Source organism: Alteromonas sp. ABV2_168 (assembly GCF_056161165.1).
Map to the genome: position 1 here is coordinate 183,535 of NZ_JBSWYQ010000010.1, position 26,041 is coordinate 209,575.

At 50.1% G+C, this 26,041-nt stretch carries 23 protein-coding genes; 8 read left to right on the top strand and 15 right to left on the bottom strand.

The features are described 5' to 3' along the window. Nucleotides 1-41 precede the first annotated feature (41 nt). Complete coding sequence (locus tag ACXAH4_RS15645; RefSeq protein WP_474882563.1) at nt 42-1,331, top strand: YeaH/YhbH family protein; 1,290 nt, start codon at nt 42-44, stop codon at nt 1,329-1,331. Between the two features lies 1 nt (nt 1,332). After that, the gene (locus ACXAH4_RS15650; protein ID WP_303575295.1) at nt 1,333-2,853 is read left to right on the top strand and encodes a SpoVR family protein; all 1,521 of its coding nucleotides are present in this window, start codon (nt 1,333-1,335) and stop codon (nt 2,851-2,853) included. Between the two features lie 66 nt (nt 2,854-2,919). Here ACXAH4_RS15650 and ACXAH4_RS15655 read toward each other — a convergent pair whose 3' ends face one another. The 4 genes from ACXAH4_RS15655 to prmB all read right to left on the bottom strand — a co-directional run bounded on the left by ACXAH4_RS15655 (nt 2,920) and on the right by prmB (nt 7,688). Next, nucleotides 2,920-4,254, bottom strand: a complete 1,335-nt coding sequence (locus tag ACXAH4_RS15655) for a serine hydrolase domain-containing protein (RefSeq protein WP_474851092.1) — start codon at nt 4,252-4,254, stop codon at nt 2,920-2,922. 171 nt (nt 4,255-4,425) lie between these two features. Next, nucleotides 4,426-5,601 carry an MFS transporter gene (locus ACXAH4_RS15660; protein WP_474851091.1) on the bottom strand — a complete coding sequence of 392 codons (1,176 nt, stop codon included), beginning with the start codon at nt 5,599-5,601 and terminating at the stop codon, nt 4,426-4,428. Nucleotides 5,602-5,640: 39 nt separating this feature from the next. Continuing rightward, complete coding sequence (gene aroC, locus ACXAH4_RS15665) at nt 5,641-6,744, bottom strand: chorismate synthase (protein ID WP_474851090.1); 1,104 nt, start codon at nt 6,742-6,744, stop codon at nt 5,641-5,643. A 5-nt stretch (nt 6,745-6,749) separates the two neighbouring features. Beyond that, a complete protein-coding gene (gene prmB / locus ACXAH4_RS15670) occupies nt 6,750-7,688 on the bottom strand; it encodes a 50S ribosomal protein L3 N(5)-glutamine methyltransferase (protein ID WP_474882565.1) in 939 nt (312 codons plus the stop codon). Between the two features lie 124 nt (nt 7,689-7,812). On the opposite strand from prmB, the gene smrB reads away from it, so the two are divergent. Continuing rightward, nucleotides 7,813-8,379: an endonuclease SmrB gene (gene smrB / locus ACXAH4_RS15675; protein ID WP_474851088.1), complete on the top strand. Its 567-nt coding sequence runs from the start codon at nt 7,813-7,815 to the stop codon at nt 8,377-8,379. Between the two features lie 4 nt (nt 8,380-8,383). Here smrB and ACXAH4_RS15680 read toward each other — a convergent pair whose 3' ends face one another. From ACXAH4_RS15680 to ACXAH4_RS15695, 4 genes are all read right to left on the bottom strand, one after another. Beyond that, on the bottom strand, nt 8,384-8,527 hold the full coding sequence (locus tag ACXAH4_RS15680; RefSeq protein WP_474882566.1) for a DUF3149 domain-containing protein: 144 nt from the start codon (nt 8,525-8,527) through the stop codon (nt 8,384-8,386). 365 nt (nt 8,528-8,892) lie between these two features. Next, complete coding sequence (locus ACXAH4_RS15685) at nt 8,893-9,486, bottom strand: transglycosylase SLT domain-containing protein (RefSeq protein WP_181013666.1); 594 nt, start codon at nt 9,484-9,486, stop codon at nt 8,893-8,895. Nucleotides 9,487-9,646: 160 nt separating this feature from the next. Next, nucleotides 9,647-11,245 (bottom strand): glutamate--cysteine ligase, encoded by a 1,599-nt coding sequence (gene gshA, locus ACXAH4_RS15690; protein ID WP_474844847.1) that lies wholly within the window; start codon nt 11,243-11,245, stop codon nt 9,647-9,649. A gap of 66 nt (nt 11,246-11,311) precedes the next feature. After that, nucleotides 11,312-14,143, bottom strand: a complete 2,832-nt coding sequence (locus tag ACXAH4_RS15695; protein ID WP_474882601.1) for a M16 family metallopeptidase — start codon at nt 14,141-14,143, stop codon at nt 11,312-11,314. A 200-nt stretch (nt 14,144-14,343) separates the two neighbouring features. Between ACXAH4_RS15695 and ACXAH4_RS15700 the strand changes: the two genes are divergently transcribed. From ACXAH4_RS15700 to ACXAH4_RS15710, 3 genes are read left to right on the top strand one after another with little or no spacing between them, the layout of a single operon-like run. After that, the gene (locus ACXAH4_RS15700; protein ID WP_474882568.1) at nt 14,344-14,988 is read left to right on the top strand and encodes an Hpt domain-containing protein; all 645 of its coding nucleotides are present in this window, start codon (nt 14,344-14,346) and stop codon (nt 14,986-14,988) included. Further along, complete coding sequence (locus ACXAH4_RS15705) at nt 14,981-15,691, top strand: TIGR01621 family pseudouridine synthase (protein ID WP_474882570.1); 711 nt, start codon at nt 14,981-14,983, stop codon at nt 15,689-15,691. Before ACXAH4_RS15700 ends, ACXAH4_RS15705 begins: the two co-directional genes overlap by 8 nt. After that, entirely contained in the window at nt 15,691-16,611 is a 921-nt protein-coding gene (locus ACXAH4_RS15710) for a ketopantoate reductase family protein (protein ID WP_474882572.1), read from the top strand. Before ACXAH4_RS15705 ends, ACXAH4_RS15710 begins: the two co-directional genes overlap by 1 nt. Here the strand turns inward: ACXAH4_RS15710 and ACXAH4_RS15715 are convergent. The 3 genes from ACXAH4_RS15715 to prfB all read right to left on the bottom strand — a co-directional run bounded on the left by ACXAH4_RS15715 (nt 16,608) and on the right by prfB (nt 20,254). After that, nucleotides 16,608-17,450 (bottom strand): formate/nitrite transporter family protein, encoded by an 843-nt coding sequence (locus ACXAH4_RS15715; RefSeq protein ID WP_474882573.1) that lies wholly within the window; start codon nt 17,448-17,450, stop codon nt 16,608-16,610. The genes ACXAH4_RS15710 and ACXAH4_RS15715 overlap by 4 nt on opposite strands. A gap of 139 nt (nt 17,451-17,589) precedes the next feature. Beyond that, nucleotides 17,590-19,131: a lysine--tRNA ligase gene (lysS, locus tag ACXAH4_RS15720; protein WP_474882575.1), complete on the bottom strand. Its 1,542-nt coding sequence runs from the start codon at nt 19,129-19,131 to the stop codon at nt 17,590-17,592. 24 nt (nt 19,132-19,155) lie between these two features. Next, nucleotides 19,156-20,254 (bottom strand): peptide chain release factor 2 gene (prfB, locus tag ACXAH4_RS15725; RefSeq protein WP_303575307.1). Its coding sequence is split into 2 segments (ribosomal slippage): nt 19,156-20,178 and nt 20,180-20,254, totalling 1,098 coding nucleotides; the frame shifts between segments, so codons are not numbered across the junction. Between prfB and ACXAH4_RS15730 the strand changes: the two genes are divergently transcribed. Next, entirely contained in the window at nt 20,223-20,372 is a 150-nt protein-coding gene (locus ACXAH4_RS15730; RefSeq protein WP_474882605.1) for a hypothetical protein, read from the top strand. The genes prfB and ACXAH4_RS15730 overlap by 32 nt on opposite strands. A gap of 81 nt (nt 20,373-20,453) precedes the next feature. On the opposite strand, the gene ACXAH4_RS15735 is transcribed toward ACXAH4_RS15730, so the two are convergent. Next, nucleotides 20,454-21,209 carry an SDR family NAD(P)-dependent oxidoreductase gene (locus tag ACXAH4_RS15735; protein WP_474851082.1) on the bottom strand — a complete coding sequence of 252 codons (756 nt, stop codon included), beginning with the start codon at nt 21,207-21,209 and terminating at the stop codon, nt 20,454-20,456. Nucleotides 21,210-21,343: 134 nt separating this feature from the next. On the opposite strand from ACXAH4_RS15735, the gene ACXAH4_RS15740 reads away from it, so the two are divergent. Next, the gene (locus ACXAH4_RS15740; RefSeq protein WP_474844720.1) at nt 21,344-22,231 is read left to right on the top strand and encodes a LysR family transcriptional regulator; all 888 of its coding nucleotides are present in this window, start codon (nt 21,344-21,346) and stop codon (nt 22,229-22,231) included. 89 nt (nt 22,232-22,320) lie between these two features. On the opposite strand, the gene argS is transcribed toward ACXAH4_RS15740, so the two are convergent. The 3 genes from argS to ACXAH4_RS15755 all read right to left on the bottom strand — a co-directional run bounded on the left by argS (nt 22,321) and on the right by ACXAH4_RS15755 (nt 26,022). Next, nucleotides 22,321-24,051, bottom strand: a complete 1,731-nt coding sequence (gene argS, locus ACXAH4_RS15745; RefSeq protein WP_474882576.1) for an arginine--tRNA ligase — start codon at nt 24,049-24,051, stop codon at nt 22,321-22,323. Nucleotides 24,052-24,075: 24 nt separating this feature from the next. Beyond that, nucleotides 24,076-25,659 (bottom strand): peptide chain release factor 3, encoded by a 1,584-nt coding sequence (prfC, locus tag ACXAH4_RS15750; protein WP_474882578.1) that lies wholly within the window; start codon nt 25,657-25,659, stop codon nt 24,076-24,078. 186 nt (nt 25,660-25,845) lie between these two features. Then, nucleotides 25,846-26,022: a hypothetical protein gene (locus ACXAH4_RS15755; protein ID WP_474844717.1), complete on the bottom strand. Its 177-nt coding sequence runs from the start codon at nt 26,020-26,022 to the stop codon at nt 25,846-25,848. Nucleotides 26,023-26,041: the final 19 nt, after the last annotated feature.

The window sequence follows — 26,041 nt, forward strand, 5'->3', positions numbered from 1 at the left end:
CAGACTCACGCATTGTTGTTGCAACCAAATAGTAGGTATCTATGGCGCATTTTATCGACCGAAGGTTAAACAGTAAGGGAAAGAGCACGGTAAACCGTCAACGCTTTTTACGCCGCTACAAGCAGCAAATAAAGCGGGCGGTATCCGATGCGGTCGGCCAGCGTTCAGTCACCGATTTGGAGACCGGCGAGCAGATCAGTATTCCCGCACGTGACATCAAAGAGCCGGTATTTCATACCGGCCAGGGCGGCCAGCGCACCATCGTTCACCCCGGCAACGATCAGTTCACGGCCGGGGACAAAATTGAACGTCCTCCCGGCGGGGGCGGCGGACAAGGACAGGGCGAAGGTGATGCCAGTGACAGTGGCGAAGGCCAGGACGAATTTGTATTCTCAATTTCCAAAGATGAATACCTTGATTTGTTATTTGACGATCTCGCCCTTCCCAACCTCAAAAAGAATCAGTTTGATAAGGTGGTACAGTACGAAACCTACCGTGCCGGCTATCAGACTGATGGCGTTCCCAGTAACCTCGACATTGTCCGTTCGCTGAAAGGGTCAGTTGCAAGACGAATCGCGCTGACCGGCAGTGACCGGAAAAAACTCCGCGAGAAGGAAGCACAACTTGAGGCCCTGAAAGCTGACAAGCATGATAATGCGCTGGCTATCATGGAGCTTGAAAAAGAAATAACAGCGTTGAAACAAAAAATTGCCAGAGTGCCATTTATTGATACGTTTGATTTACGCTTCAAAAACTATGACCGCCGCCCGGTGCCCACCAGCAAGGCGGTAATGTTTTGCCTGATGGATGTGTCCGGCTCAATGGATCAGGCAACCAAGGACATGGCAAAACGGTTTTACATTTTGCTGTACCTGTTTCTTACCCGCACCTATGAGAACGTTGAAGTGGTGTACATCCGTCATCACACTCAGGCCAAAGAAGTCGACGAACAGGAGTTTTTCTACTCACAGGAAACCGGCGGTACCATTGTGTCCAGCGCGCTGAAGCTTATGGATGAAATCATCAAAGAGCGGTATACAGAGAGCGACTGGAATATCTATGCTGCACAGGCATCGGATGGTGATAACTGGGCCGATGATTCGCCGCAATGCAAACAAATACTCATGAAGGAGTTGCTACCGGCAACCCGCTATTTTGCTTATATCGAAATAACAGAACGGCAACATCAGAGCCTGTGGCGGGAATACCAGCAGGTCGAGAACAGTTGCGATAACTTTGTCTGCAAACACATTCAGAGTGTCAGCGATATTTTCCCTGTATTCCGCGAACTCTTTAAAAAGTCGGAACAGGAAGCAGCCCCGGGAGGATAGTATGGCAAAAACGACGAAGCGGGCTAAGACCCCTTTGAGTGACGGTCCGGACTGGACTTTCGATATGCTTGAGCAGTACGAAAGCCATATCGATCGTATCGCCAAAAATTTCAAACTGGATACTTACCCGAATCAAATTGAGGTCATTACTGCTGAGCAAATGATGGATGCCTATGCCAGCATTGGTATGCCCATTAATTATGCGCACTGGTCTTTTGGCAAAAAATTCATTCAAACCGAGCAAAATTATCGTCGCGGCCAGATGGGACTGGCCTATGAAATTGTTATCAATTCCGACCCTTGCATTGCGTATTTGATGGAAGAAAATACCATCACCATGCAGGCACTGGTCATGGCCCATGCCTGTTACGGTCATAATTCCTTTTTTAAAGGCAACTATCTGTTCCAGACGTGGACGGATGCCAGTTCTATTATCGATTATCTGGTGTTTGCCAAAAACTACATCGCCAAATGCGAGCAACGCTATGGCACCGATGAAGTAGAGAGTATTCTGGACTCCTGCCACGCCCTGATGAATTACGGTGTAGACAGGTACAAACGCCCGCAAAAAATATCCATGCAGGAAGAACAGGCCAGACAGGAGCAGCGGGAGAAATATCTGCAATCTCAGGTAAATGAACTGTGGCGTACCCTGCCCGACGCCCACGCCAGTGAAAAACCGAAACAACAGCGTTTTCCGTCAGAACCTCAGGAAAACCTGCTTTATTTTATAGAGAAAAATGCCCCCCTGCTTGAGCCCTGGCAGCGGGAACTGGTGAGAATTGTGCGTAAAGTCTCCCAGTATTTTTATCCGCAAAAACAAACTCAGGTAATGAACGAAGGCTGGGCTTGCTTCTGGCACTATCATATTCTGAATCAGATGTACGATGAAGGACTGGTCACTGACCGCTTTATGATGGAATTTCTGCACAGCCACAGCGGCGTGGTAATGCAGCCTGAATATAACAGCCCTTACTATTCCGGTATTAACCCTTATGCCCTGGGTTTCAATATGTTCATGGACATCAAACGAGTGTGCCAGAACCCCACGGCGGAGGATAAATACTACTTACCGGATGTTGCCGGAAAAGACTGGCTTGAAACGGTGCATTTTGCCATGCATAACTTCAAAGATGAGAGTTTCATCAGTCAGTTTTTATCTCCCAAGCTCATACGGGACTTTAAGCTGTTCGCCATTGAAGATGATGCACGTGATAATTTTGTCAGTGTCAGCGCCATTCACGATGAGCAGGGATATTTAAAGATCCGTGAAAAATTGTCCGCCCAGTACAACCTGAGTAACCTGGAACCCAATATTCAGGTATACAACGTAGATGTCCGGGGCGACCGCTCCCTGACGCTGCGGTACATTCCGCAACGGGGTATTCCGCTGGCAGAATCGAAAGAGGAAGTCATGCGGCACCTATTCCGTCTGTGGAAATTTGATGTTTTTTTAGAACAGGACGGACCGGAAGGCGCTGAGGTGATTGCCAGCTGCACCCGCCCCGCTAACGCCGCCTGATATGCGCCTGCAGCAGGCTGATGAAAGTCTGCCTGCTGCGCTTAATCTGCAGATACCCGGCGAACCTTACTCTCTGACGAATGGATATTTCCCGCCGCCCTGCAATAAGTCAAAGGCGGGCCTCTCATTTTCTTTACCGGATGATTTGAACATCATCACAATACCGGCAGGCTCAAACTGAAACTCCGTTGGTGAAAACGCTGTCAGCGGAAAGGCATTCTGGCCTGTGGCTTGCGCCATTAATATCCCGTCTTTAACCGTCAGCGTGATTTTAAGAGGAATAGCATCCGAGCTGTATGTGCCCTCGTAAGTGAACAGTTGCGATTCACTTAGGGTCACAGGTTCTTTTGAAAAATCCGGTAACTCATATGGGAGTCCGAAGTAAATACTCAGCACCGCAACACTGATCTCATTCAGGGTGTAATTCACGCCGTTTGCAGTTAAGGCAAACGCTACGTTCCCCATCTCAAAATAGCCGGACTGAGAGGCAAAGCCGTCAATGCTGCCATTGTGGCCCCACAAGGTTCTTTCAAAGAAAGGAAACGGAAACAAGCCGTGGCCCACCCCTTTCTGCACCCTCTTCATCATAGCCAGTGATGACGATGATACTAATTTGCCTTCAAACAATGCCGTCAGGAACGTCGCTACGTCTGTGGGCGTGGAAATAACTGCACCGGCTCCATGGGGCACACTCATGTTTGTTTCGGTAGCCGGCTGCCAGCCACCGTCATAATAATACGAATTAGCCTGATCCTGCTCAACGTCAATGGCGCCACCGAAGGCCGTCCGCTTTAGTCCCGCCTTTTTGACAATACGGCTTTGCAGCTGGCTGGCATAACTGTCGCTCCCGAGCTCTTCTATGATGTATCCCAGCAAAACATAACCAGTATTAGAATAACGGGTGTCTGTACCCGGCGGGAAATCAACGTCCAGCGCTTCAAATACAGACAACATATCTGCCTTACTTCGGGGAGATGTCATGTATGTGCGGTATGCCGGTAAATTTGTGAAATTGTGCAGGCCGCTGCGATGACTCAGCAACATGCCGATAGTGATAGCACCGGCATTTTTAATATCAGGAAAGAACGTGGAGAGGGGTGTATCAAGGCTCAGTTTTTCTTCTTCAATTAATTGAAAAATCATCACTGCGGTAAACACTTTGGTGATCGAGCCCACGCGATACTGCGTGTCACTTCCGGCTTTACGGCCAGAGGCGACATCAGCAAAACCAATGGCGCGTTGATAAACGGGCTCACCGCCATCAACAATCGCCACATTCAACATCGCCTTGTCTTCTTTTTCCAGTAACGCGAAGTATTTGTCCAGTTTTGCACTGTCAAAATCCTGTGCACAAACGCCCCACGCAGCGAAAGCCAGCAGTAAAACAAAAAACCTTTTCATATGCACTCCCTTGCCAGAAAATACGGCGATGATAAAAGTCAGAATGACACAGAATTCACCGCCAAGTGCAATCTACACTGACGGATTTGCAGACGTATTTCAACGTGTATGGCTATTTTAAATGCAACAAATTGTCATCCACGGGGAAAGTAGCAAAAAAGCACAGGGACGCTAGGATGCGCCCTGTGTATTAATTGTCGGACGATGGCAGAACAGCAGACAAACAGCGCCCAGGAATGCCGCACCGGCAGCAAAGGCAAAGGTTTGATAAGCATTAACTCCCTGGTCCCACAGCTGACCGGCCACATAGTTGCCCAGCGCTCCGCCCATACCGAAAGCAATACTGACGTACAGGGCCTGACCGCGACTCTGGAAACGTGATGGGAAAAAATGCGTGATGAAGTGCATAGCAGTAACATGCGCCAGGCCAAAGCTGAGCGCATGAATAAGCTGACTGATCACCACAACCACGCCGTGCTCTGCCCACGCCGCCAGCGCGTACCATCTGCCTGCTGTTAACACCATACACCACAATAACAATTGCCACACACCCACTCTGGCAATCAGTCTGCGGGCGATCAGGAAAATACCGATTTCAGCCACAACGCCAATGGCGATGAGCATACCGGTTTGCTGACCGCTGTAATCGAGATCACGCATGTACAGAGCGAAGAATCCGTAATAAGCCCCAAAACTTACCTGCAATAAAGCGGCGGAGGCCAGAAATAACAAAAAGGTTCTGTTGCGGGCAATTTGCCACAGCGTACCGGTTTCTTCATCCTTAGACGGCACTTTGTCCGGCTGACGAATAAACAGAGAAGTCAGAAACAACCCGGTCAGCACAAATAAACTGGCATACACCGGCGCCTCTGAGGAAAAGATATCCAGCGCTTTTCCTGTGGACACAGTAAGTACTATAAAACCGATACTGCCCCACAGACGAACCTGGCCATAACTTATCCGGGTGGGTTTTACTGACTGAATGGTGATCACCTCAAGTTGAGGCAACACCGCCGTCCAGAACATCATCATTAACCCGAAAGCCAGCGTGAGTCCCCAGAAACTGCTAAACCAGAATACAGATGTAAAACACACCACAGACAACAGGCAGCCGAGGCGGACAACATTTACCGCTTTACCGGTTTTGTCCGCCACACTGGCCCACAGAGACGGACCGACAATACGGGATAAGGTAATCACTGCCCACAATTCACCGATGTCTGACGAGGTAAACCCGCGGCCATCAAGAAAAATGCCTAAATAAGGCGTGAGTACACCAAGCTGACCAAAATACAACCAGTAGGTAACCGCAAGCAGAATGATATTGGTGCGCGAATGAGCATTCATAACACGCACCACAGATTAGAATTGTTCAAAGAGAGGCGCTTATTTCGCAGAGTTGCCCGGAATGACAGGGGTGCCGGACGTGATACCGGCATTCTGTGCGCGGTGGCGCAGCACGTGATCCATTAACACAATCGCCAGCATTGCTTCAGCAATAGGTACAGCACGGATACCTACGCACGGGTCATGACGACCTTTCGTCACGATATCGATTTCGTTGCCGTCCACATCAATGGTTTTACCGGGCACTGAAATACTGGACGTTGGCTTAAGCGCCATGTGCACAACCAGATCCTGGCCACTGGAAATGCCACCCAGCACACCACCGGCGTGGTTGCTGCTGAAGCCATCCGGTGTCAGTGTATCGCGGTGCTCACTGCCCTTTTGTTCTATCACACCGAAACCATCGCCAATCTCAACGCCTTTCACCGCGTTGATGCCCATCATGGCACTGGCAATGTCAGCATCGAGACGGTCGAAAACCGGCTCGCCTAACCCTACAGGCATTCCCGTCGCCACTACCGAGACTTTCGCACCGATAGAGTCGCCTGATTTTTTCAGGTCACGCATGTACTGGTCTAATTCGTCCAGCTTACTTTCGTCAGGACAGAAAAACGGATTGGTGTTTGTCACGCTGTGATCAACGGTCTCCACTTTTACCGGTCCAAGCTGGGAAAGATAGCCATGAATTTCGATGCCGCAGCTCTCTTTCAGGAATTTCTTGGCAATACCGCCTGCCGCAACACGAATAGCTGTTTCACGGGCAGAAGAGCGGCCACCACCACGGTAGTCCCGCGTGCCGTATTTTTGATGATAGGTGTAATCCGCATGACCGGGACGGAAACGGTCTTTGATATTGGAATAGTCACCACTGCGCTGATCGGTATTCTGGATCAACAGGCCAATGCTGGTACCGGTGGTTTTACCTTCAAACACACCCGATAAAATTTGTACCTCATCACCTTCCCGGCGGGCGGTGGTGTAACGGGAAGTGCCGGGTTTTCTGCGATCTAAATCAATCTGCAGATCGGCTTCTGAGATTTCCAGTCCCGGAGGACAGCCATCAACCACGCCACCTATTGCAATCCCGTGGCTTTCACCGAATGTGGTGACAGTGAATAATTTTCCAAAGCTATTACCAGACATCTGTATTAACTTTCCTTCCCGTTAAGATATGAAACCAAAGACGCACGGGAGACGGCAAAAATACCGTGTCCGCCGTGTTGAAGTGCTACCCATTCCACGTTTAACCCGGCAAGACGTTCAGCCATATGCACCTGACTGTTGCCGACTTCCACCAGCATCCAGCCATTTTCTTTTAAATACACCGGTGCCTGCTTCAGCATCTGCTCAACCAGATCCAGACCATCTTCTCCTGCCGCAAGGGCTAATTCAGGCTCATGCTGATATTCGTCCGGCAAATCATTCATGTCTTCTTCATCGACATAAGGCGGGTTCGACACGATTAAGTCGTACCGCTGCCCTTCCAGACTGGTAAATAAGTCTGAATGAATGGGGAAAACACGGTCGCCCAACTGATGTTCCTGAATATTGAAATCTGCCACTTCCAGGGCGTCGTGGGAAATATCCACAGCATCCACCTGAGCTTCAGGAAATGTATGGGCCAGCGCAATAGCAATACACCCCCCACCTGTACACATGTCCAGAATACTGGCCGGCTCAGATGACAGATAAGCGGAAAAGCGGTCTTTGATCAATTCGGCAAACGGTGAACGGGGGATCAACACTCTTTCGTCAACGTAAAAAGGCATGTCGCAGAACCATGCCTCACCGGTAATATACGGCAACGGCATGCGTGTTTGTACCCGCTTTAAGACTAAATCTGCAACTTTCTCTTTTTCTGAAGTGGTAAGACGGGCTGAAAATAAGCCGTCACCGGTTTGCGATGTAATATCCTGTGGCAAATGCAGAGCATGCATTACCAGGCAAACAGCTTCATCCCAGCTGTTATCAGTGCCATGCCCGTAGTACAGGTGTGCATCGTTAAAACGGCTCACAGACCATCTCACCATGTCCAGCATGGTGTGCAGTTCACGGATGGCTTCGTCTAAATAAATCTTATCGGTCATGGAGTGTGGTACATCGCCAGAAATAAAGCTGGTATCATACCGAAACTCGCAATGACACCCAACACAAATTGCGCGATAACAGACGTGCAGATGAACACAGGTTAAAACAGACAGGAGAAAATGGTTGGCTGATCAGTGGAAACCGGAAGACGACGACAATGACATGTCATTATTCCGGGAAGCGGTAAGTGGTATAAAGCCGCTGTCACAGGACAAAATTGTGCATAAACGCCGTCATGTGCCGGCGAAGCGCCTGCATTCCGCCACCCGCCCGGACAGCCGTCAGCAAAAGCTGCTGGATGCCAGTTTTGCCTTTTCAGATGTCTATCAGGCCAGCCTGCCCCATCAGGGCCCCATGCGGTATTGCCGCGAAAATGAACCGACACACAGTTTGAAGCGATTACGGCGGGGGGATTTCTATCCTGAGCTGGTACTGGATTTACACGGTCTGAACCGCGAAAACGTGAAGCTGGAATTATCCGCACTCATTTACACCGCGCGCAAGGAGCTTATTGACTGTGTTGCCATTGTGCATGGCATCGGTTCCGGCGTACTAAAAAACGCCTTGCCTCACTACCTGGTTCAACACCCCCATGTCAAAGCGTTTCACCAGGCTCCCCTGGAGTATGGCGGGCAAGGCGCGTTACTGGTGCTTATCGAAACCGTTGATCCGGGCCTCAGTAAACAATAACAAACTATTTATCCGGTCCCGCGCTGTTGTGCATAAACAGCCACGTGTAATAACACATCATCAAAACAACGATAAAAATACCCAGAAGTGAACCCCATACTACAGGGTCTTTAAGCATGGTTAGCCACATCAGATTACTCCCTAACATTGATAACTTTTTACAGTGCTAGTGTGCATGGCTGCGACAGGTAAATCTGTGATCTGAATCAATGGGAACAGTCGATGCAAATAAGACCCGTGATGCAGATCAAAAAGGTTTTTTTAAAAAAATAGGAATTAATTCACAAAACGATATTGCAAATCATTATCATTTACACTATATTGATCCTGCCTGTTCGACGTTGGGTGATTAACGGTCTTGGCTTAGCGTCGATTGTAGGCAGGTGTGTGGTGCGCCTGCCTACTTCTTTTCTCTCCCGGTAACCTTCGTATTGAGTCCTTCGTATTGAAAAAACTGCCGCGTCCGGTACTTTCACACCAAGAATGCCAGCCCCTTACGCAGTCACATCATCATTATGTGAACAGTTTCCAAAACCAGCTTTTCTGCAAGTCTTCTTCGCAGGTTTTTAACTGGGTAGCATAACGCAATGAGCGTGCTTTAACCGTTCCGGCCACCTTTTTCAGCCAGGGCTTACTGTTGTAGGTACGGCGTTTATACCCGCCCCACCCTTCATGGTAATTCAGGTACTGGGCATAGCCGTCCCACTTTGATACACCATTAATTTTATATGATTTGGAAATAAACCAGCCCATGAAATCCATGGCGTCATCAAAATCATCCCGGTCCGCCCAGCTGTTGCCGGTTTCGTTGACATAGTCAGACCAGGTAACCGTTTTAGCCTGAGAATATCCGTAAGCGGAACTGACCCGCCCCCATGGAATAAGACCAAAAAATACATAATCTTTTGGTGGCAGTGCATCATGCCGGAATGAGCTTTCCTGATACATGATTGCCATAGGAACATGGATTGGCACGCCCCATTTATCGCGGGCATCAGCGGCCGCATCATACCAGTCTTCTTTTTCGTAAAAGATTTCGCAAATGTTACTGGTGTCCTGAGGAGGCGACGTGGCACAACCGGTGATACCACTTAAAAGCAGTACAATTCCGGCACCTGCAAAAAATCGTTGTGAATTGTTGAACTTTCTCACTGCCCGCTGTCTTAATAAGTGTTCTGGTAATAAATGTGTGTGTTTCCCTGGAACATTCTTATGCCTGGCCCCCTTGCCAGGCATTTTTTTATCCCCGGCAAGGTCAATTCAGGCTTCAGCTGTCCCGTGTAGCCATCGGTTCTGCGAAATAACCGGCAATAAAATCTGCAAAAGGTACTTCATCCGTCGCCTCAACAGCGTGCTGCGCAGCCAGTGAATCAGCGGCCATTTTTTCAAATGCTTTCAAATCATAGTGCAGATATTCATAGCCTTTAAAGGCTTCCGCGTACTGCTTAGCCAGATTAAGCCCCAGTACGCCGTTATCCATATCATTTTCAAGCAACGTTGCCAGAATTTTACCGGATGGCGTTTCATCAGCATTAAGTACTTTTTGCCACTCAGCTTTGACAGCATCGCTGTAAGCCGATGTTCCGTTGGCGTTATCAAGCACTTTTGCCGTTTGCTCAAATACAGCAAACAGCCCTTCACACCATTCGCGGAAGGCAACACTGCCGTCTTTGTTTTCCAGCATCAGGTCAGGATTACGTCCTTCCAGAACCACTTTATCCATATTCTCCCTGCAAACGGTGAGCTCCTCTGCCGTCATTTCAGGGCTGTCTGTCAGCAGGCAAGAAAGCATGAAGACATCGAGGAAATCCATCTGGCCTTTGTCAATGCCCACAGGCGAGAAAGGATTCACATCCAGTACCCGCACTTCCACATAGTTAACACCGCGGCGCACAAGGGCATCGGTAGGTTTTTCCATGGAACGCGTGGGCTGCTTGGGACGAATGGGAGAATACAGTTCATTTTCAATCTGCAGAATATTCTTAGATAACTGCTGAAAATGCCCGCCCTCACCGGCGGCAAACTGGCCGAACCGTGAAGACGGCGTGTACATGGCACTACGAAGCTTTTCCACATAGGTATCGATGTGGTTATAGCAAATTTGTAAAGCTGACTGCTCTGAGTTGGTGTAACCCAGATCGCTCATACGCAAAGAGGTCGCATAAGGTAGATAAACCGTACCTTTACCCACTTTTTCAAAATTCAGCGTCGTCGGCTTCCCTTTCAGGAAGGACTGACACAGCGCCGGCGATGCCCCGTACAGATACGGCAATAACCAGCAGAAACGACGGTAATTACGGATCAGCGAGAAATAATCAGCAGAAACCTGATCCTGAGAGTATTCTACACCGTTGAGTTCTGCCCACGCCTGCCAGAATGTATCCGGCAATGAAAAGTTAAAATGCACACCGGAAATCGCCTGCATCATACTGCCATAGCGATTTTTAAGTCCCATACGGTACACGCGCTTCATTTGTGCAACGTTAGATTCACCGTAATAAGCCAGCTGAATTTTATTTTCATCATCAATGAAACACGGCATGCTCATGGGCCACAACATTTCGCCGTTCATATTTTCGCTGGCGAATTTGTGTATATCCCTTAGCTGGGTTTCTGTTACCTGACTGTCTGCCACCGGCGGTGTAATAAATTCCAGCAAGGCTTCAGAAAAGTCGGTAGTGATACACTCGTGGGTCAGTGCCGAACCCAGAGCCTGAGGATGGGCTGTTTCCGCCAGCCGGCCATTGGACTGTATACGGAGGCCTTCACGTTCGACGCCATGTTTAATGTCTTTTAGTGCACTTGAAAACGCAGTCGCGTTCATCGCCGCAAGGCGACGGGAGAAAGTTGGCTCTGATGAGGTCAATGTATTCATCCATAGAGGAGGGTCAGCACCACGATGTGGGGCGTAACCCTCAAATTTCAATAAAAATTAATTCAGTGACAGCGGGACAACGGGCAAATCCAGTGTAGCAAGCTGTGTCGCCAGTGCCTCAGCATCTCCTACCACAATAATTTGCATCTCATCCAAATTCAATTCCCGCTGTGCCACAGCATTCAACCTGTCTGTTGTCATATTCCTGATAAGGCTGGTCTGGGTTTCACGGTAATCATCTGCCAGATCGTAGGCCAGCAGTTGACGCAGAAATGCTACTTTGCTGTTCGGCGTTTCGTATTCCAGCGCATCACTGAGCGTAAAGGCGTTCTGCATGAAGCGGAGTTCTTCTTCCGTCATGCCCTGCTCTCTGTACAGCTTAATTTCTTTCATCATTTCTTTGATGGAGTCAGCGGTATTCGCCGCCGTCACATTTGCATGGGCTTCAAACCAGCCTAAGGTTTTACCGCCAATGAAAGACGTGGACGCGCCGTAGGTGTATCCCTTATCTTCCCGCAAATTAAGGTTAATACGGCTGTTAAATGCTCCGCCCAGCGGGAAATTCATCAATCGTGCTAAAAAGTAATCGCCGGTTGCATCGAAGGTCAGGGCCCGTTTCACCAGATATACCACCGACTGTACGGCCTGAGGATTATCTACAACGAAGATCTGTGTTTTATCATACTCAGGAAAATCGCTGAACACAGGAATGGTGTAGTCCGCAGGCTGCCATGTTGACAGGAAAGATAAAGCAGAAGCCATCTGGATCTGCGTTAAATCACTGACTGCCACAATGGTGGCATGGGACGGCGTGTAGTACTTGCTGTAGAAGTCTTTAATGTCAGCCAGTTCGATATTAGCCAGCGTTTCAAGGGTACCGGAGGCCGGCAGGCTTACCCGGTTTTCTTCTCCGTACAGCACTTTTTCTTTTGCACGGTTTGCCAGGTAATCCGGATTACGCATACTTTGCTGCAGACTCTGCGCCATGCGGGCTTTCAGCCGGTTGAAATCCTCTTCATTGAATGCAGGATGAAACAGCTTTTCCTGCACCAGTGCCATGGTTTCATCCAGATTCTTTGTCAGCGACGATACTGACACCTGGGTGTAACGGCCTGACGCGCTGAAGCTCACCGAACTGCCCAGTTTCGCCAGTTCATTTGATAACGCTTCGTTGGAGTAATTCTCCGTTGATTCATTCATCATCGCAGCCGTGAGATAAGCCAGACCGGCCTTATCCTGCGGGTCGAGCAGCATGCCGCCTTCCAGATTCAGCGTCAGTGTCACCGTTGGCGTTTCTGCGCTGGTTACACCAAGCATATCGATACCCGGCGCAAGCTTGGTTTTCCAGAACTCAGGCACATGCACCGTCGGCGCAGGACCCGCTTCCGGTACCACTGTCCGGTCAAACGAATCTTTAATTTCCGCCGTCACCACGTCACCGGCGGACTCATCAGCTCCGGGAATATCACGGGGCGGAAGCGTGAAGTTTTGCGGGGCAGCCGCCATTTCCGGATGCCCTTTAGGTACCACAGACACGGTCACAGCATGCTTGCCTTTGATGTACTGACGGTAAACCCGCATAACATCTTCTGCTGTCACGTTACGGTAACGGTCAAGATCAGCCTGAACCAGGTCAGGTTGACCGTAAAAGGTTTCCCCGCCGGACAGAGCACTGACTTTGCCCGATACACTTTGCAGACCGAAAATGGTTGATGCTTCAATTCCGGCTTTGGTGCGCTGAAGATCATCTTCATTAACGCCGCGGGTTTCAAACTCTGTCAGTGTTTCATCAACCAGCGTGTTCAGCGTAGCAAGCTTTTCTACCTTCTGCGGGTTCGCCAGTGCCAGTAACTGAAACTCGCAGGCCAGTTCACGACATGGGTGAGAAACACCCGCCTGAACCGCAACGCCTTCTTTCACCAGGTTTTTATAGAACAGCGATGTTTTACCGCCGCCGAGTATGTCAGCGAGTACATCAAGAGGCGCTTCATCAGGGTGTCTGGCGTAAACCGTAGGAAACGTGATTTGCAGTAAAGGCAGATGCACTTTGTCTTCTACCGTCACGTACCGGTCTTCCTTCAGGGTTACCGGCTGTGGCTCAGGATTTGCCACCTCAGGACCACGGGGCACCGGGCCAAAATACTTTTCCACCCACGCTCTGGTCTGCGCGACATCTATGTCGCCACCAATGGTCAGCACGGCATTGTTAGGACCATACCAGCGCTTAAAGAAGGCTTTCAGATCGTTTACATCAACCCGGTCAAGATCTTCCACATAACCGATGGTGGACCAGGAATAAGGATGGCCTGCCGGATACAGGGCTTCACTATTTTTCTCAGACCGCAATCCGTAAGGTTGATTATCCACCCGCTGCGCCCGCTCATTTTTCACGGTATCGCGCTGGTTCTCAAACTTGGTCTGATTTACCGCCGGCAGCAAAAAGCCCATGCGGTCTGCTTCAAGCCACAGTACTTTTTCAAGCTGATTAGCCGGTACACTTTCAAAGTAGTTGGTCCGGTCTGTATTGGTGGTTCCGTTCAGGGTTCCGCCGGCTTCAGTGATGATCCTGAAGTGTTCTTCATCAGCAACATGCTCTGAGCCCTGGAACATCATATGTTCGAAGAAATGGGCAAAGCCGGATTTACCGACATTTTCCCGCGCACTGCCTACGTGATACGTCACATCCACGTGTACCAGTGGATCGGAATGGTCCTCATGCAAAATAACGGTAAGACCGTTATCCAGCGTATATTTTTCGTAAGGGATATGGACTTGCTGCTCCTGCACCGCAACGGTTGTCTGCTCAGCAGGCTTCTGAGACTGACATCCGCTTAATGACACTGCAACGCTCGCACACACTAATACTTTTGTGGCCAGAGATAACGCCATCAGGCTTCCTTTTTTCATTGTAAGTTCGTCACTGTTAAGACAATCCGTCTTAAACAGGTCTGCCCCGTTGTGCCGGAACAGAATACAGATTGTTACTGAGACTACCAGAATTTGGCTCAGAAAGCCCAGGTCTCCTTAACCCCTTTGTATCAATTTATTTATTAATGAAATACACTGGTGTAAACACCTGGAGAGACTGTATGGATTCTGCCGAAAAGATAATCAATCTCGAATTTGGCCTTTCTCAGTTAAGTGGGAATAAAACGCTGTTTCTGCGACTTTTGCAAAAGTTTGCCGACGAATACCAGCACGCCTCAGATAAACTTCAAACTTTACTCGATAACTGTGACTGGCAGGAAGCCAGAGTGTATATTCATACCATCAAAGGGGTGTCGAGCAATCTGGGGATAAACCGACTTCACCTGGCCTGTAAAGAAACAGAGAACGAGCTGAAAGCGCAGGAAACGGTGCCGGCTTCCCTCCCTGCCCTCAAGCAAACAATGGTTGTTACCCTGGACGCTATTGCAACATTACAGGCTAACCCGACTTTGCTTGACGACCTGCAAGCGGCAGAAGCCGCTATGAATGCGCCGGCAGCCGGTCAACAGGACAGTGAGCCAGCTGTAGCCACCACCGGTACCGCTGAATCCCCGGCTTCTGCTCCGCAAACCGGTCAGGCGCCTGCGGCCTTTATTCAGGCGCTGGAACAAAGTGAATTTATTGCGCAGGATCAGCTGGACAGCTGGCTGGCCGCCACCACGCCGGATCCGGCATTACAGCAAACCCTGCGTGATGCCATTGACGAACTTGATTACGATACCGCACTGAACCTGATCCGTGGATAGCCCCGCTACCTCTGTCGGGGTGTGTTTTGAACATCCCGACTTCTATGTCATTCATAAACCTGTCGGCATACCTATGCACGATGACGCGCTGGGCGTGATACATGCTGTCCGGGCACTCACCGGTGAACAGCAGCTTTACTTATGTCACCGTCTCGATACTGTAACTTCGGGCTGTCTGCTGATCGGCCGTAATGCTTCTGCAGCCGCACAGTTAAGCGGACTGTTTGCCGGTCGTGACATACAGAAATATTATCTGGCCATCCTGTCGGGAAAACCGGCGAAGAAACAGGGCACCATAGCCGGTGATATGAAAAACCGGCGCCGTGGACAACATGTGCTGATGAAAACCCGTGACAACCCTGCTGTCACCCAGTTCTTCAGTTATCACCGGGCTGAAACCGGACGCATTGCGCTGGTTAAACCGCTTACCGGGAAAACCCATCAGATACGTGTTGCCATGAAAAGTCTGGGGTCGCCCATTCTGGGTGACACGTTATATGGCGGCAAAGAGGCTGACCGTGTCTATCTGCACGCGTGGCAATTACACTTTTGCTATAACGGCGAGGATTTCAGCATCACCTGTACGCCTGAGGAAGGCTCGAACTTTGTCTCTGAGGCATTTTCCGGCTGGCTTGCGGAACAACCGGACAACCGGTCACTGCCCTGGCCATCTTTCACCCTGCCGGAAATAAAGAGCCGGTAATGTCAGTCAGGCTCTGTGTTATTGGCAGCGGCGCTGTAGGTTCACTCTTTGCTGCAAAGGCACTGGAAGCCGGCTTTGATGTCACCCGTGCAGTGAGACAGCCCCGCTCTGGTGCGCAACAGACCACCGTAAAAACGGTGACATTGCAAAATGACAGCACGGTTTCCTTGCCTGGCGCAATCATTACTCCGCACAGCCAGGTTGATATTCTGTTCGACCTGATTGTTATTCCTGTGAAGGTTTATCAACTGAAAGAAGCGTTGACACAATGGTCTCACCTTTTCACAAATAATACGCCGGCTTTGCTGCTGCAAAACGGTATGGGGGGAGATGAGATCTTTCGTTCCGTTTTGTCTTCTGTGAGACTTTATCAGGCAACCACCAGCCACGGCGCTCTGCGTCAACAAAACGCAGTGCGCCATACCGGTTTTGGTGAAACACTGGCTGGCCCGGCAACGGGGCAAAGCAGGAATGACAGTGCGGATGAAAAAGTGTTTCGTATCCTTGAGCAGGCATTTCCGCCGGTAACACGCTGCGACAATATTGCCCTGGCTCTCTGGCAGAAGCTGTCTGTCAATCTGGTGATTAATCCGCTCACGGCACTGCATAACATCCGCAACGGGCAACTTCTGGAGCCGGCATATGACGCAGTGATTTCATCGTTATGTCGCGAAACCAGCCTGGTCATGCAGGCTTGCGGTTACAAGGAAAGTGCAGATGTTGTGAAAAACCGTGTATTACGGGTTGCCGGGGCCACAGCGGCTAACTACTCCAGTATGCATCAGGACGCGGCTCACGGCCGCCCGCTGGAAACCGGCGCGATCACCGGATACCTGTTACAGAAAGCTGCAGCGCATCACATTCCGGTTCCCGCTCATCAGTCTTTGTTTGGTGCACTGACAGACCGCTTTCCGGCTTAATCGATTTCGTGGGCGACCTGCCCGTGAGCCAGCATGGCAAATAACCCTGTCCCGCCGGCAATATTCCCCAGCAGCGTAGCAAAAATCAGCGAGCAGAGTTGGTACAGTGTGACTTCCCCCTGCATCGCAAGCAGGAACAATTCCGTAGACCCGGCAATCACGTGGGTGAAATTCCCCATAGCAATGAGATAAGTAAACATAACGATGACGAAGAAAGCCGCACTCTGCACCGACGGTTTCATCCAGACAATACCGGCAATAATGAAACCTGAAATGACCCCGTAGGAAAAGGCCTGCCCGAATTCCAGCTCCACATAATGTCTTGAAATAGCGTTCATCCCCTCAATGTATTCCGCCGGCACGGTATGTAACTGATACATTAACGTCGCGGCCAGTAATGTACCCGCCATGTTGGCGGCAAACACGATAGCCCACAACCTTGCGGTGCAGCCAAGCATGGTGAGAGAGCGATGGTTAAGCAGCGGTAAAATGACAGTGAGAGTATTTTCAGTAAACAGTTGCAGCCGGCCCATGATCACAAGGACAAAACCGACGGTATACCCGAAGTTCTCCAGCGCAAACTGGTAGTCCGAACCTTCAAACACCGTATGCAGAATGCCCTCAGCAAGTACTGAGGTTGATATGCCAATGCCGGCAGCCACACCGGACCACCACAGCGACATACCCGGCCGCTCAAGCTCTTCAAGTCCCTCCCGGTGAATTACCGCATACAGAGAAACTGAACTCAGACTCTGGTGATCACGCACATCCTGTTCTTCTTCCTTAGTAAGCGGCGAGTCAACATGACGCTCGTCTTCGTGTTTCTCTTTCCCTGTCATATCCGGTTCCTGTAAAAGTGTTCTTAAATACGCCTTGTTACGAGTGATACGACAGGCCGGAGTAAAGCGATTGAATCAAAGACATAAAAAAACGGTATGGGCTTACGCGCATACCGTTTTTAGCAATCAGCAGAGAGATTTATTCCTGTACTTCCGGCTTCATGTGCGGGAACAGGATAACGTCTTTGATTGTCGGGCTGTCAGTGAACAACATAGCCAGACGGTCGATACCGATCCCCTGACCCGCTGTTGGCGGCAAACCATATTCCAGCGCACGGATATAATCTTCATCGAAGTGCATGGCTTCATCGTCGCCGGCATCTTTTTCTTCAACCTGCTTACGGAAACGGGCTTCCTGATCTTCAGGATCGTTAAGCTCGCTGAAACCGTTCGCCAGTTCACGGCCGCCTACGAAGAACTCGAAGCGGTCAGTGATGAACGGGTTATCGTCGTTACGACGGGCCAGCGGAGACACTTCCCAGGGATACTCAGTGATGAAGGTAGGCTGGATGAGTTTCTCTTCTGCTGTCGCTTCGAAGATTTCACACAGGTACTTACCTGCACCCCAGATCCCGTCGACTTCAGGCTCTTTAATGTGCAGCTGTTTCGCCATGGCTTTCATTTCATCAAGGTGCGCTTCCGGGTCGCGGATAGCGGCCTCGTTGGCTTCTGGCCAATATTTCAGGATAGCCTCGCCCATGCTCAGACGATCGAAAGGCTTACCGAAATCATAGCGGGTTTCAGACGTCACTTCGCCTTCGCTGTCACGGGTAGTATTAACCAGTTCTGTCGTGCCAAGAATGTCCTGAGCCAGCTTGCGCAGCATGTCTTCAGTCAGGTTCATCAGGTCATTGTAATCAGAGTACGCCATGTAGAACTCCAGCATGGTGAACTCAGGATTGTGACGGGTCGACAAACCTTCATTACGGAAGTTACGGTTGATTTCGAATACACGCTCGAAGCCACCCACAACCAGACGCTTCAGGTACAGTTCCGGTGCGATACGCAGGTACATGTCAATGTCCAGCGCATTGTGATGAGTCACGAAAGGCTTGGCCGTTGCACCGCCGGGAATAACCTGCAACATAGGCGTTTCCACTTCCATAAAATCACGCTCGGCCAGGTACTGACGGATGCCGTTAATCAGGGCACTGCGGATTTTGAAGTTGCGGCGGGTATGTTCACTGGTGATCAGATCCACATAACGCTGACGGTATTTGGTTTCCTGATCGCTCAGACCATGGAATTTTTCTGGCAGCGGACGCAGTGATTTGGTCAGCAGTTGCCAGTTTTCCATGTTCACATACAGGTCGCCTTTTCCTGACTTGTGCAGGTCGCCGGCTACACCGATGATGTCACCGATATCCAGACTACCGAATTTCGCTTTAATTTCTTTTTGTGTTTCTTTGTCGGCGTAAGCCTGAATACGACCGGTCATATCCTGCAGCAGCAGAAACGGACCGCGTTTCGCCATAATACGGCCGGCAACGGAAACCTTATTGCCCTGTTCCGCCAGCGCTTCTTTTTCCACTTCACCGAACTGCGCCTGCAGTTCTTCAGCGTAGTTTTCGCGGCGGAAGTCATTAGGGAAACCATTTGCACGGCAGTTTTCCCGAATCGCGCTCAATTTAGCCCGGCGCTCGGCAATGAGTTTATTTTCGTCGAGTTGTTGGTCGGTCATAACCTGTTCACTTTTAAGTGTAATTTACAGGCCAGATTTCAAACTGGCTTGCAGGAATTTATCTAAATCACCGTCGAGGACGGCTTGCGTATTACGGGTTTCTACACCTGTACGTAAATCTTTAATACGGGAATCGTCCAGCACATAAGAGCGGATCTGGCTGCCCCAGCCGATATCAGACTTGTTATCTTCCAACGCCTGCTTCTCAGCATTCTGCTTCTGCAACTCAAACTCATAAAGTTTGGCTTTCAGTTGCTTCATTGCCTGATCTTTATTCTTGTGCTGTGAGCGGTCATTCTGACACTGCACTACGATGCCCGTGGGTTCGTGGGTAATACGAACCGCCGAGTCCGTTCTGTTAACGTGCTGACCACCGGCACCGGAGGCGCGGTAAGTATCAATACGTAAATCAGACGGATCGATATCGATTTCAATATTGTCATCAATTTCAGGATAAACGAACGCAGAAGAGAACGACGTGTGACGGCGGTTCCCGGAGTCAAACGGTGACTTACGTACCAGGCGGTGTACGCCGGTTTCCGTTCTCAGCCAGCCAAACGCATACTCGCCTTCAAAGCGGATTGTGGCACTCTTAATACCCGCCACTTCGCCTTCTGACAGTTCGATAATTTCTGTTTTGAAGCCGTGTGCTTCACCCCAGCGCAAATACATACGCAGAAGCATATTGGCCCAGTCCTGAGCTTCCGTACCACCGGAGCCCGCCTGCAAATCGATATACGCATCGCAGGCATCGTTAGGGCCTGCGAACATACGGCGGAATTCGAGGACTTCCAACACTTCAACAAGGGAATCCAGTTCAGATTTCGCTTCTTCGAAGGTTTCTTCATCTTCCGCTTCGATGGCCAGTTCCAGAAGGCCTTCAACGTCTTCAGCACCCTGTTCGAGCTTCTGAATGGTTTCAACCACCTGCTCCAGGGCTACTTTTTCTTTCCCTAAGGCTTGTGCGCGCTCAGGCTCATTCCAGACGTCCGGGCTTTCAAGCTCACGGTTAACTTCTTCTAAACGTTCAGACTTCGTATCGAAGTCAAAGATACCCCCTAAGTGCTTCAGAGCGCACCCGGATATCTGCTATGGCATTTTTGACAGGATTTACTTCAAACATGATTTCGCCAGGAGATAAATTAAAAAACAAGACGGCGGATAGTACCGAATCTGGCGGGATTTTGATAGTAGGCGCACCGGGAATCAGGCGAATTTCACCAGATTTTCAGTGGTTATGACCGGTTACGGCGAAGGGATGTGTCCGGCAACTGCTATGTAGCCTTTACCGGACGGTATAAAAACAAACAAATCTGATGATTTTACAAAAACATGCCGCCGGAAATTTCCACGCGCTGACCGGTCATCCATGCGCAATCATCACTGAGTATTTTGGCGATTGCCGGGCCGATATCGGAAGCTTCCCCTACTCTGCCCTTAGCCGTTACACTGCTGACAAACTGGTTCACGTCCGGGTTGTCTCTTACCGTACCGCCAGCGAAATCTGTGGCAATGGCACCCGGTGCGATGGTGTTTACGCTGATCCCCCGGCTGCCCAACTCTTTTGCCAGGTACCGCGTCAGTACTTCCACACCACCTTTCATCACTGCATAAGCACTTGAGCCGGGCAAGCTGAACCGGGCCAGACCCGATGAGATATTCAGAATATGTCCGTTATCTTCAATATCACTGAGCAGTGCCTGCGTCAGAAAGTACGGTGCTTTCAAATGCAAATCTGACAGGGCATCGAACTCTTCCATACTGGTTTCGCTGAATGCTTTATGCAGTCCTGTGCCGGCGTTATTTACCAGATACTTCAGCTTGCCGCCCCCGAAGTGTTGCTGCAGGCAAGTACGCACGGTACTGATAAATAAAGAATAATCGCTGAATTTCGTTGCATCAAACTGCAGCGCCACGGCCTTTACGCCCCGCTTTTCTGCTTCAGCAACCACATCCTTTGCAGCGTTCTCGTCGTGAACAAACGTGAAAATGCTGTTCACCCCTTTGTTTGCCAGAGCCAGTACTGTGCTGCGACCAAGGCCACGACTGCCACCGGTGATCAGTGCGGTATCACTCATAGTTATTTCCTTACTGTGTCCGCCTGATTTAAGGCGGAAATTAATGACAGGTTCAGAGTATCGTTCCGCACTATATTGATAAACAGGGCAAATAAAGACACACTGTTCACATAAAATGAACAATGAGAAGTGTGATGGACACTGTAGAATGTATGCGCCGTTTTCTTGCCGTGGCTGAAACCGGTAGTTTTTCTCAGGCAGCCAGCCAGATGGATGTGCCTAAATCCGCGGTGTCATCCTCAGTGACAAAACTGGAAACCCGTTTGCAAACCCGCCTGTTTCACCGCAGTACCCGCCAGGTCACGCTGACAGAATCCGGCAGACAATACCTTCCTGAGTGTCAGCGTATTCTGGCCGATCTCGATGCAGTAGAGAGCCAGTTACAGGACGATGCCGGCCAGCTGACCGGAGACATTGTGGTAGATATGCCGGGCCGGTTATATGCCTCCGTCGTCGCACCGAAACTGGCTGAGTGGTTCCGCCTGCACCCGAAAACCCGCATCCGCCTGCTCGGCGCGGACTATCGCATCGATCCGGTGAAGGAAAGCGTGGATTGTGTGATCAGGGCGGGTACGCTTAAAGACAGCGAACTCATCGCCCGCCCGCTGGGTAATTTTGCGATGGTGAATTGTGTCAGCCCCGCTTACCTGAAAGCATATGGACACCCTGCTTCACCGGCTGATCTGAGCAATCATTTCGTGGTGGGCTACTCACCGGATATGCGCCCCGCTGCAGATTCCTTTGATTATTTTCACAACGGGCATAACTATCAGGTAGCGATGACAAGCCGGGTATCGGTAGCCACTACAGACGCCTACCTGACCTCCTGTCTGGCGGGACTGGGAATCATTCAGGTGCCTCATCACGGGGTTAAGCATTACCTGGCCAGTGGCGAGCTTGTAACAATTCTGGATGATTTTACCTGCCCACCCCTGCCACTTTCCGTGGTTTACACATCAAGACGCCATATGCCTAAACGAATCAGCACTTTCATAAACTGGCTCACAGAGCAATTTGCCTGATCCGGCGTACAAATTTGACCGGAAACAAAAAACCGGCAGACGCCACAAGCGACTGCCGGTTTCTCTGATATCAGTACTGCCTGATAAACTTACATTTTTTCCAGTGTTTCGATACCCAGCAGGCTCAGACCCTGTTCCAGTGTATTGGCCACCAGCGCAGCGAGTTCAAGCCGGCTGTTACGCACCGCTTCATCAATACCGTCTTTCAGGATCGGGCAGGCTTCGTAGAAACTCATGAATGCGCTTGCCACATCGTACAGGTAAGTACACAGCACGTGAGGCGTTGCTTCACGGGATACCAGACCAATCACTTCTTCAAATTGCAGTAACAGCACAGCAAGTGCATGCTCCTGCTTTTCGGTAAAGGTCATTGCACCTTTCAGATCTGCCATCGCAATACCGGATTTACGGAAAATACTCTTAACGCGGGTAAACGCATATTGCAGATAAGGCGCGGTATTACCTTCAAAACTCAGCATGGTGTCCCAGTTAAACACGTAATCCGTGGTACGGTTTTTACTTAAGTCAGCGTACTTAACCGCACCAATACCCACTTTACGGGCCACTTCAGCCAGCTCAGCTTCTGACAGGTCATTGTCCCGCTCGCTGATCAGTTTGCCTGCGCGCTCTACCGCTTCGTCAAGTAACTCAACCAGTTTCACCGTGCCACCGGTACGGGTTTTAAATGGCTTGCCGTCACTGCCAAGCATCATACCGAAAGGACAATGCTCGTAAGTCTGTTCTGCTTTCATGAAACCGGCCTTACGGCCCACAATTTCAGTTTGCTTAAAGTGCAGCGCCTGGCGGGCGTCGGTAAGAATAAGGGTACGGTCAGCGTTCAGTTTGCCGCTGCGGTAGCGCATAGCTGCAAGGTCGGTAGTGGAATACAGGTAGCCGCCACCGGATTTTTGCACAATGTACACCGCCGGATTCCCTTCTTTGTCCGCCAATTCAGGAATAAACACAACCTGCGCGCCCTGATCTTCTACCGCAATGCCTTTTTCTTTCAGGTCACGGATGACATTCGCCAGATCATCATTATAGGCAGACTCACCCATAATATCGTCACGGGTCAGACTGACATTCAGTTTGTCATACACTTCTTCGCTGTGCTGAACGGATACATCAATGAACTGTTTCCACAGCGTAAGGCACTGCTCGTCGCCCCCCTGTAATTTCACCACGTATTCACGGGCACGGTCTGCAAAGCCCTCTTCTTCGTCGAAGCGTACTTTCGCTTCACGGTAAAAGTCTTCCAGATCAGACAGTGCGGTTTCCGCAACCTCACTTTCCAGCTTGTCTGACAGGTGTGCCAGCAACATGCCGAACTGTGTCCCCCAGTCCCCCATGTGGTTCTGGCGGATAACCTTATGACCAAGGAACTCCAGCACTTTTACAACAGCGTCACCGATGATAGTGGTACGCAGGTGGCCCACGTGCATTTCTTTAGCAAGGTTCGGGGAAGAGTAATCCACCACAATGGTCTGCTGGCTGTCTTTTGCCACGCCCATGCGGGGATCATGCAGTGCCAGTTCACACTGATTCGCAAGCCACGAATCGCTGAGATGCACATTAATAAAACCGGGGCCTGCCACTTCCAGCTTGCTGGCAACGTCATCCAGGTTAACAAGCTCAACAATTTTCTCCGCAATATCACGGGGCTTTTGTCTTAACTGCTTCGCCAGTGCCATCGCACCGTTGAACTGATATTCACCAAACTCAGGCCGCGAACTGCGTGCCACAGGCACCGGCGCATTTTCAGCACCTAATTTTTCCAGTGCTTCGCTAAAACGGCTGACTAATAAAGCATGTATGTTCATCGTTTCTTCGTCTTCTGTCTGTTCTTAATGTTCGCGGGTTTCTTTGAATTCGATATCGGGGTAACGCTCTTTAGCCAGTTGCAGATTCACCATAGTGGGTGCAATGTAGGCCAGGTTGTCACCGCCATCCAGCGCCAGGTTTTGTTCAGCTTTACGGCGGAACTCATCCAGCCTTTTCGCATCTTTACTGTATACCCAGCGGGCTGTACTCACACTGATATGTTCGTAGATTGCATCTACGTTATATTCCGCTTTTAAGCGGGCCACAACCACATCAAACTGCAGTACACCTACCGCACCGACGATCAGGTCATTGTTGATCAGAGGACGGAAAACCTGCACAGCCCCTTCTTCAGATAACTGTATCAGTCCCTTAAGCAATTGTTTTTGCTTCAGCGGATCTTTCAGGCGGATACGCTTAAACAGTTCTGGCGCAAAGTTAGGAATACCGGTAAAGCGGAAATTATTGCCGGACGTGAACGTATCACCGATGCGGATAGTCCCGTGATTGTGCAAACCAATAATATCGCCGGCATAGGCTTCTTCCAGAAGTTCCCGGTCACCGGCCAGGAAGGTCAGCGCGTCAGAAATACGGACGTCTTTATTAATACGTGAATGACGCATTTTCATGCCCTTCTCGTATTTTCCGGAAACAATGCGGCAGAAGGCAATACGGTCGCGGTGTTTAGGATCCATATTCGCCTGGATCTTAAACACGAAACCACTGAACTCAGGCGCATCAGCACTGATTTCACCGTCTTCTGTCTGGCGTCCCTGCGGCGCAGGCGCCCACTCAACCAGACCATCCAGCATATGGTCAACACCAAAGTTACCCAGTGCAGTACCAAAAAATACCGGTGTCAGTTCCCCTTCAAGGAACAGTTCCTGATCAAACTCGTTAGACGCCCCCTGAACCAGCTCCAGTTCGTCTTTCAATGTTTCCAGCAAACCGCTGCCAATAGCTGTTTCAAGTTCCGGATTATCCAGACCTTTAATAATGCGTACATCCTGAATCATGTGACCCAGACCGGATTTATACAAAATCACTTCATCACGGTGCAGGTGATAAACACCTTTGAATTCTTTACCGCAGCCTATTGGCCAGGTCACTGGCGCGCACAGGATTTTCAGCTCGTTTTCAACTTCATCAAGCAACTCCAACGGGTCGCGGATATCGCGGTCAAGCTTGTTCATGAAGGTAATAATAGGCGTATCGCGCAGGCGGGTAACTTCCATCAGCTTACGGGTACGATCCTCAACACCTTTTGCGGCATCGATAACCATCAGACAGGAGTCAACGGCAGTCAGTGTGCGGTAGGTATCTTCAGAGAAGTCTTCGTGTCCCGGCGTATCCAGCAGGTTCACCAGATTTTCACGGTAAGGGAACTGCATGACCGAGGTCGTGACCGAGATCCCCCGCTCTTTTTCCATTTCCATCCAGTCAGATTTGGCATGCTGACCGGACTTCTTCCCTTTCACGGTACCGGCTTTTTGCAAAGCTTGTCCGAACAAAAGGACCTTTTCAGTAATGGTGGTTTTACCCGCATCGGGGTGACTGATAATCGCAAACGTACGGCGTTTGCTGATTTCGCTGGTTAGGTTACTCATGGATATTCTGATCTGTCACTGTGTGAGGGTAGACGCGGGTTCAGAGCTTGCGGGCGGCGCCACCTTGAATTTCAAAAATTGGCGCGCATGATACCAGAATTGAGAAAAATTGCCGCCCTTTTCTCTGCGGGGGAAATCCGCCGGCGCATTTGCACCGGCAGGCAGAAAGTTTGTACGCCGGAGGCCTTACTTTTTCTTCTCCGGTGTGGATTTATCGTATTCTACCAGCTCTTCTAACGCGGCCCCTGGATCCTCTTCCCCTGCGACGGAGTCGAATTCTTCTTCATCATGACGAAAATCTTCTTCCGCCAGCGTGATTTCCCGTTCATGTTCACGGGCTTTTTTATTACTGTCAGCCATCATATTCACCTGCTAATTGAAC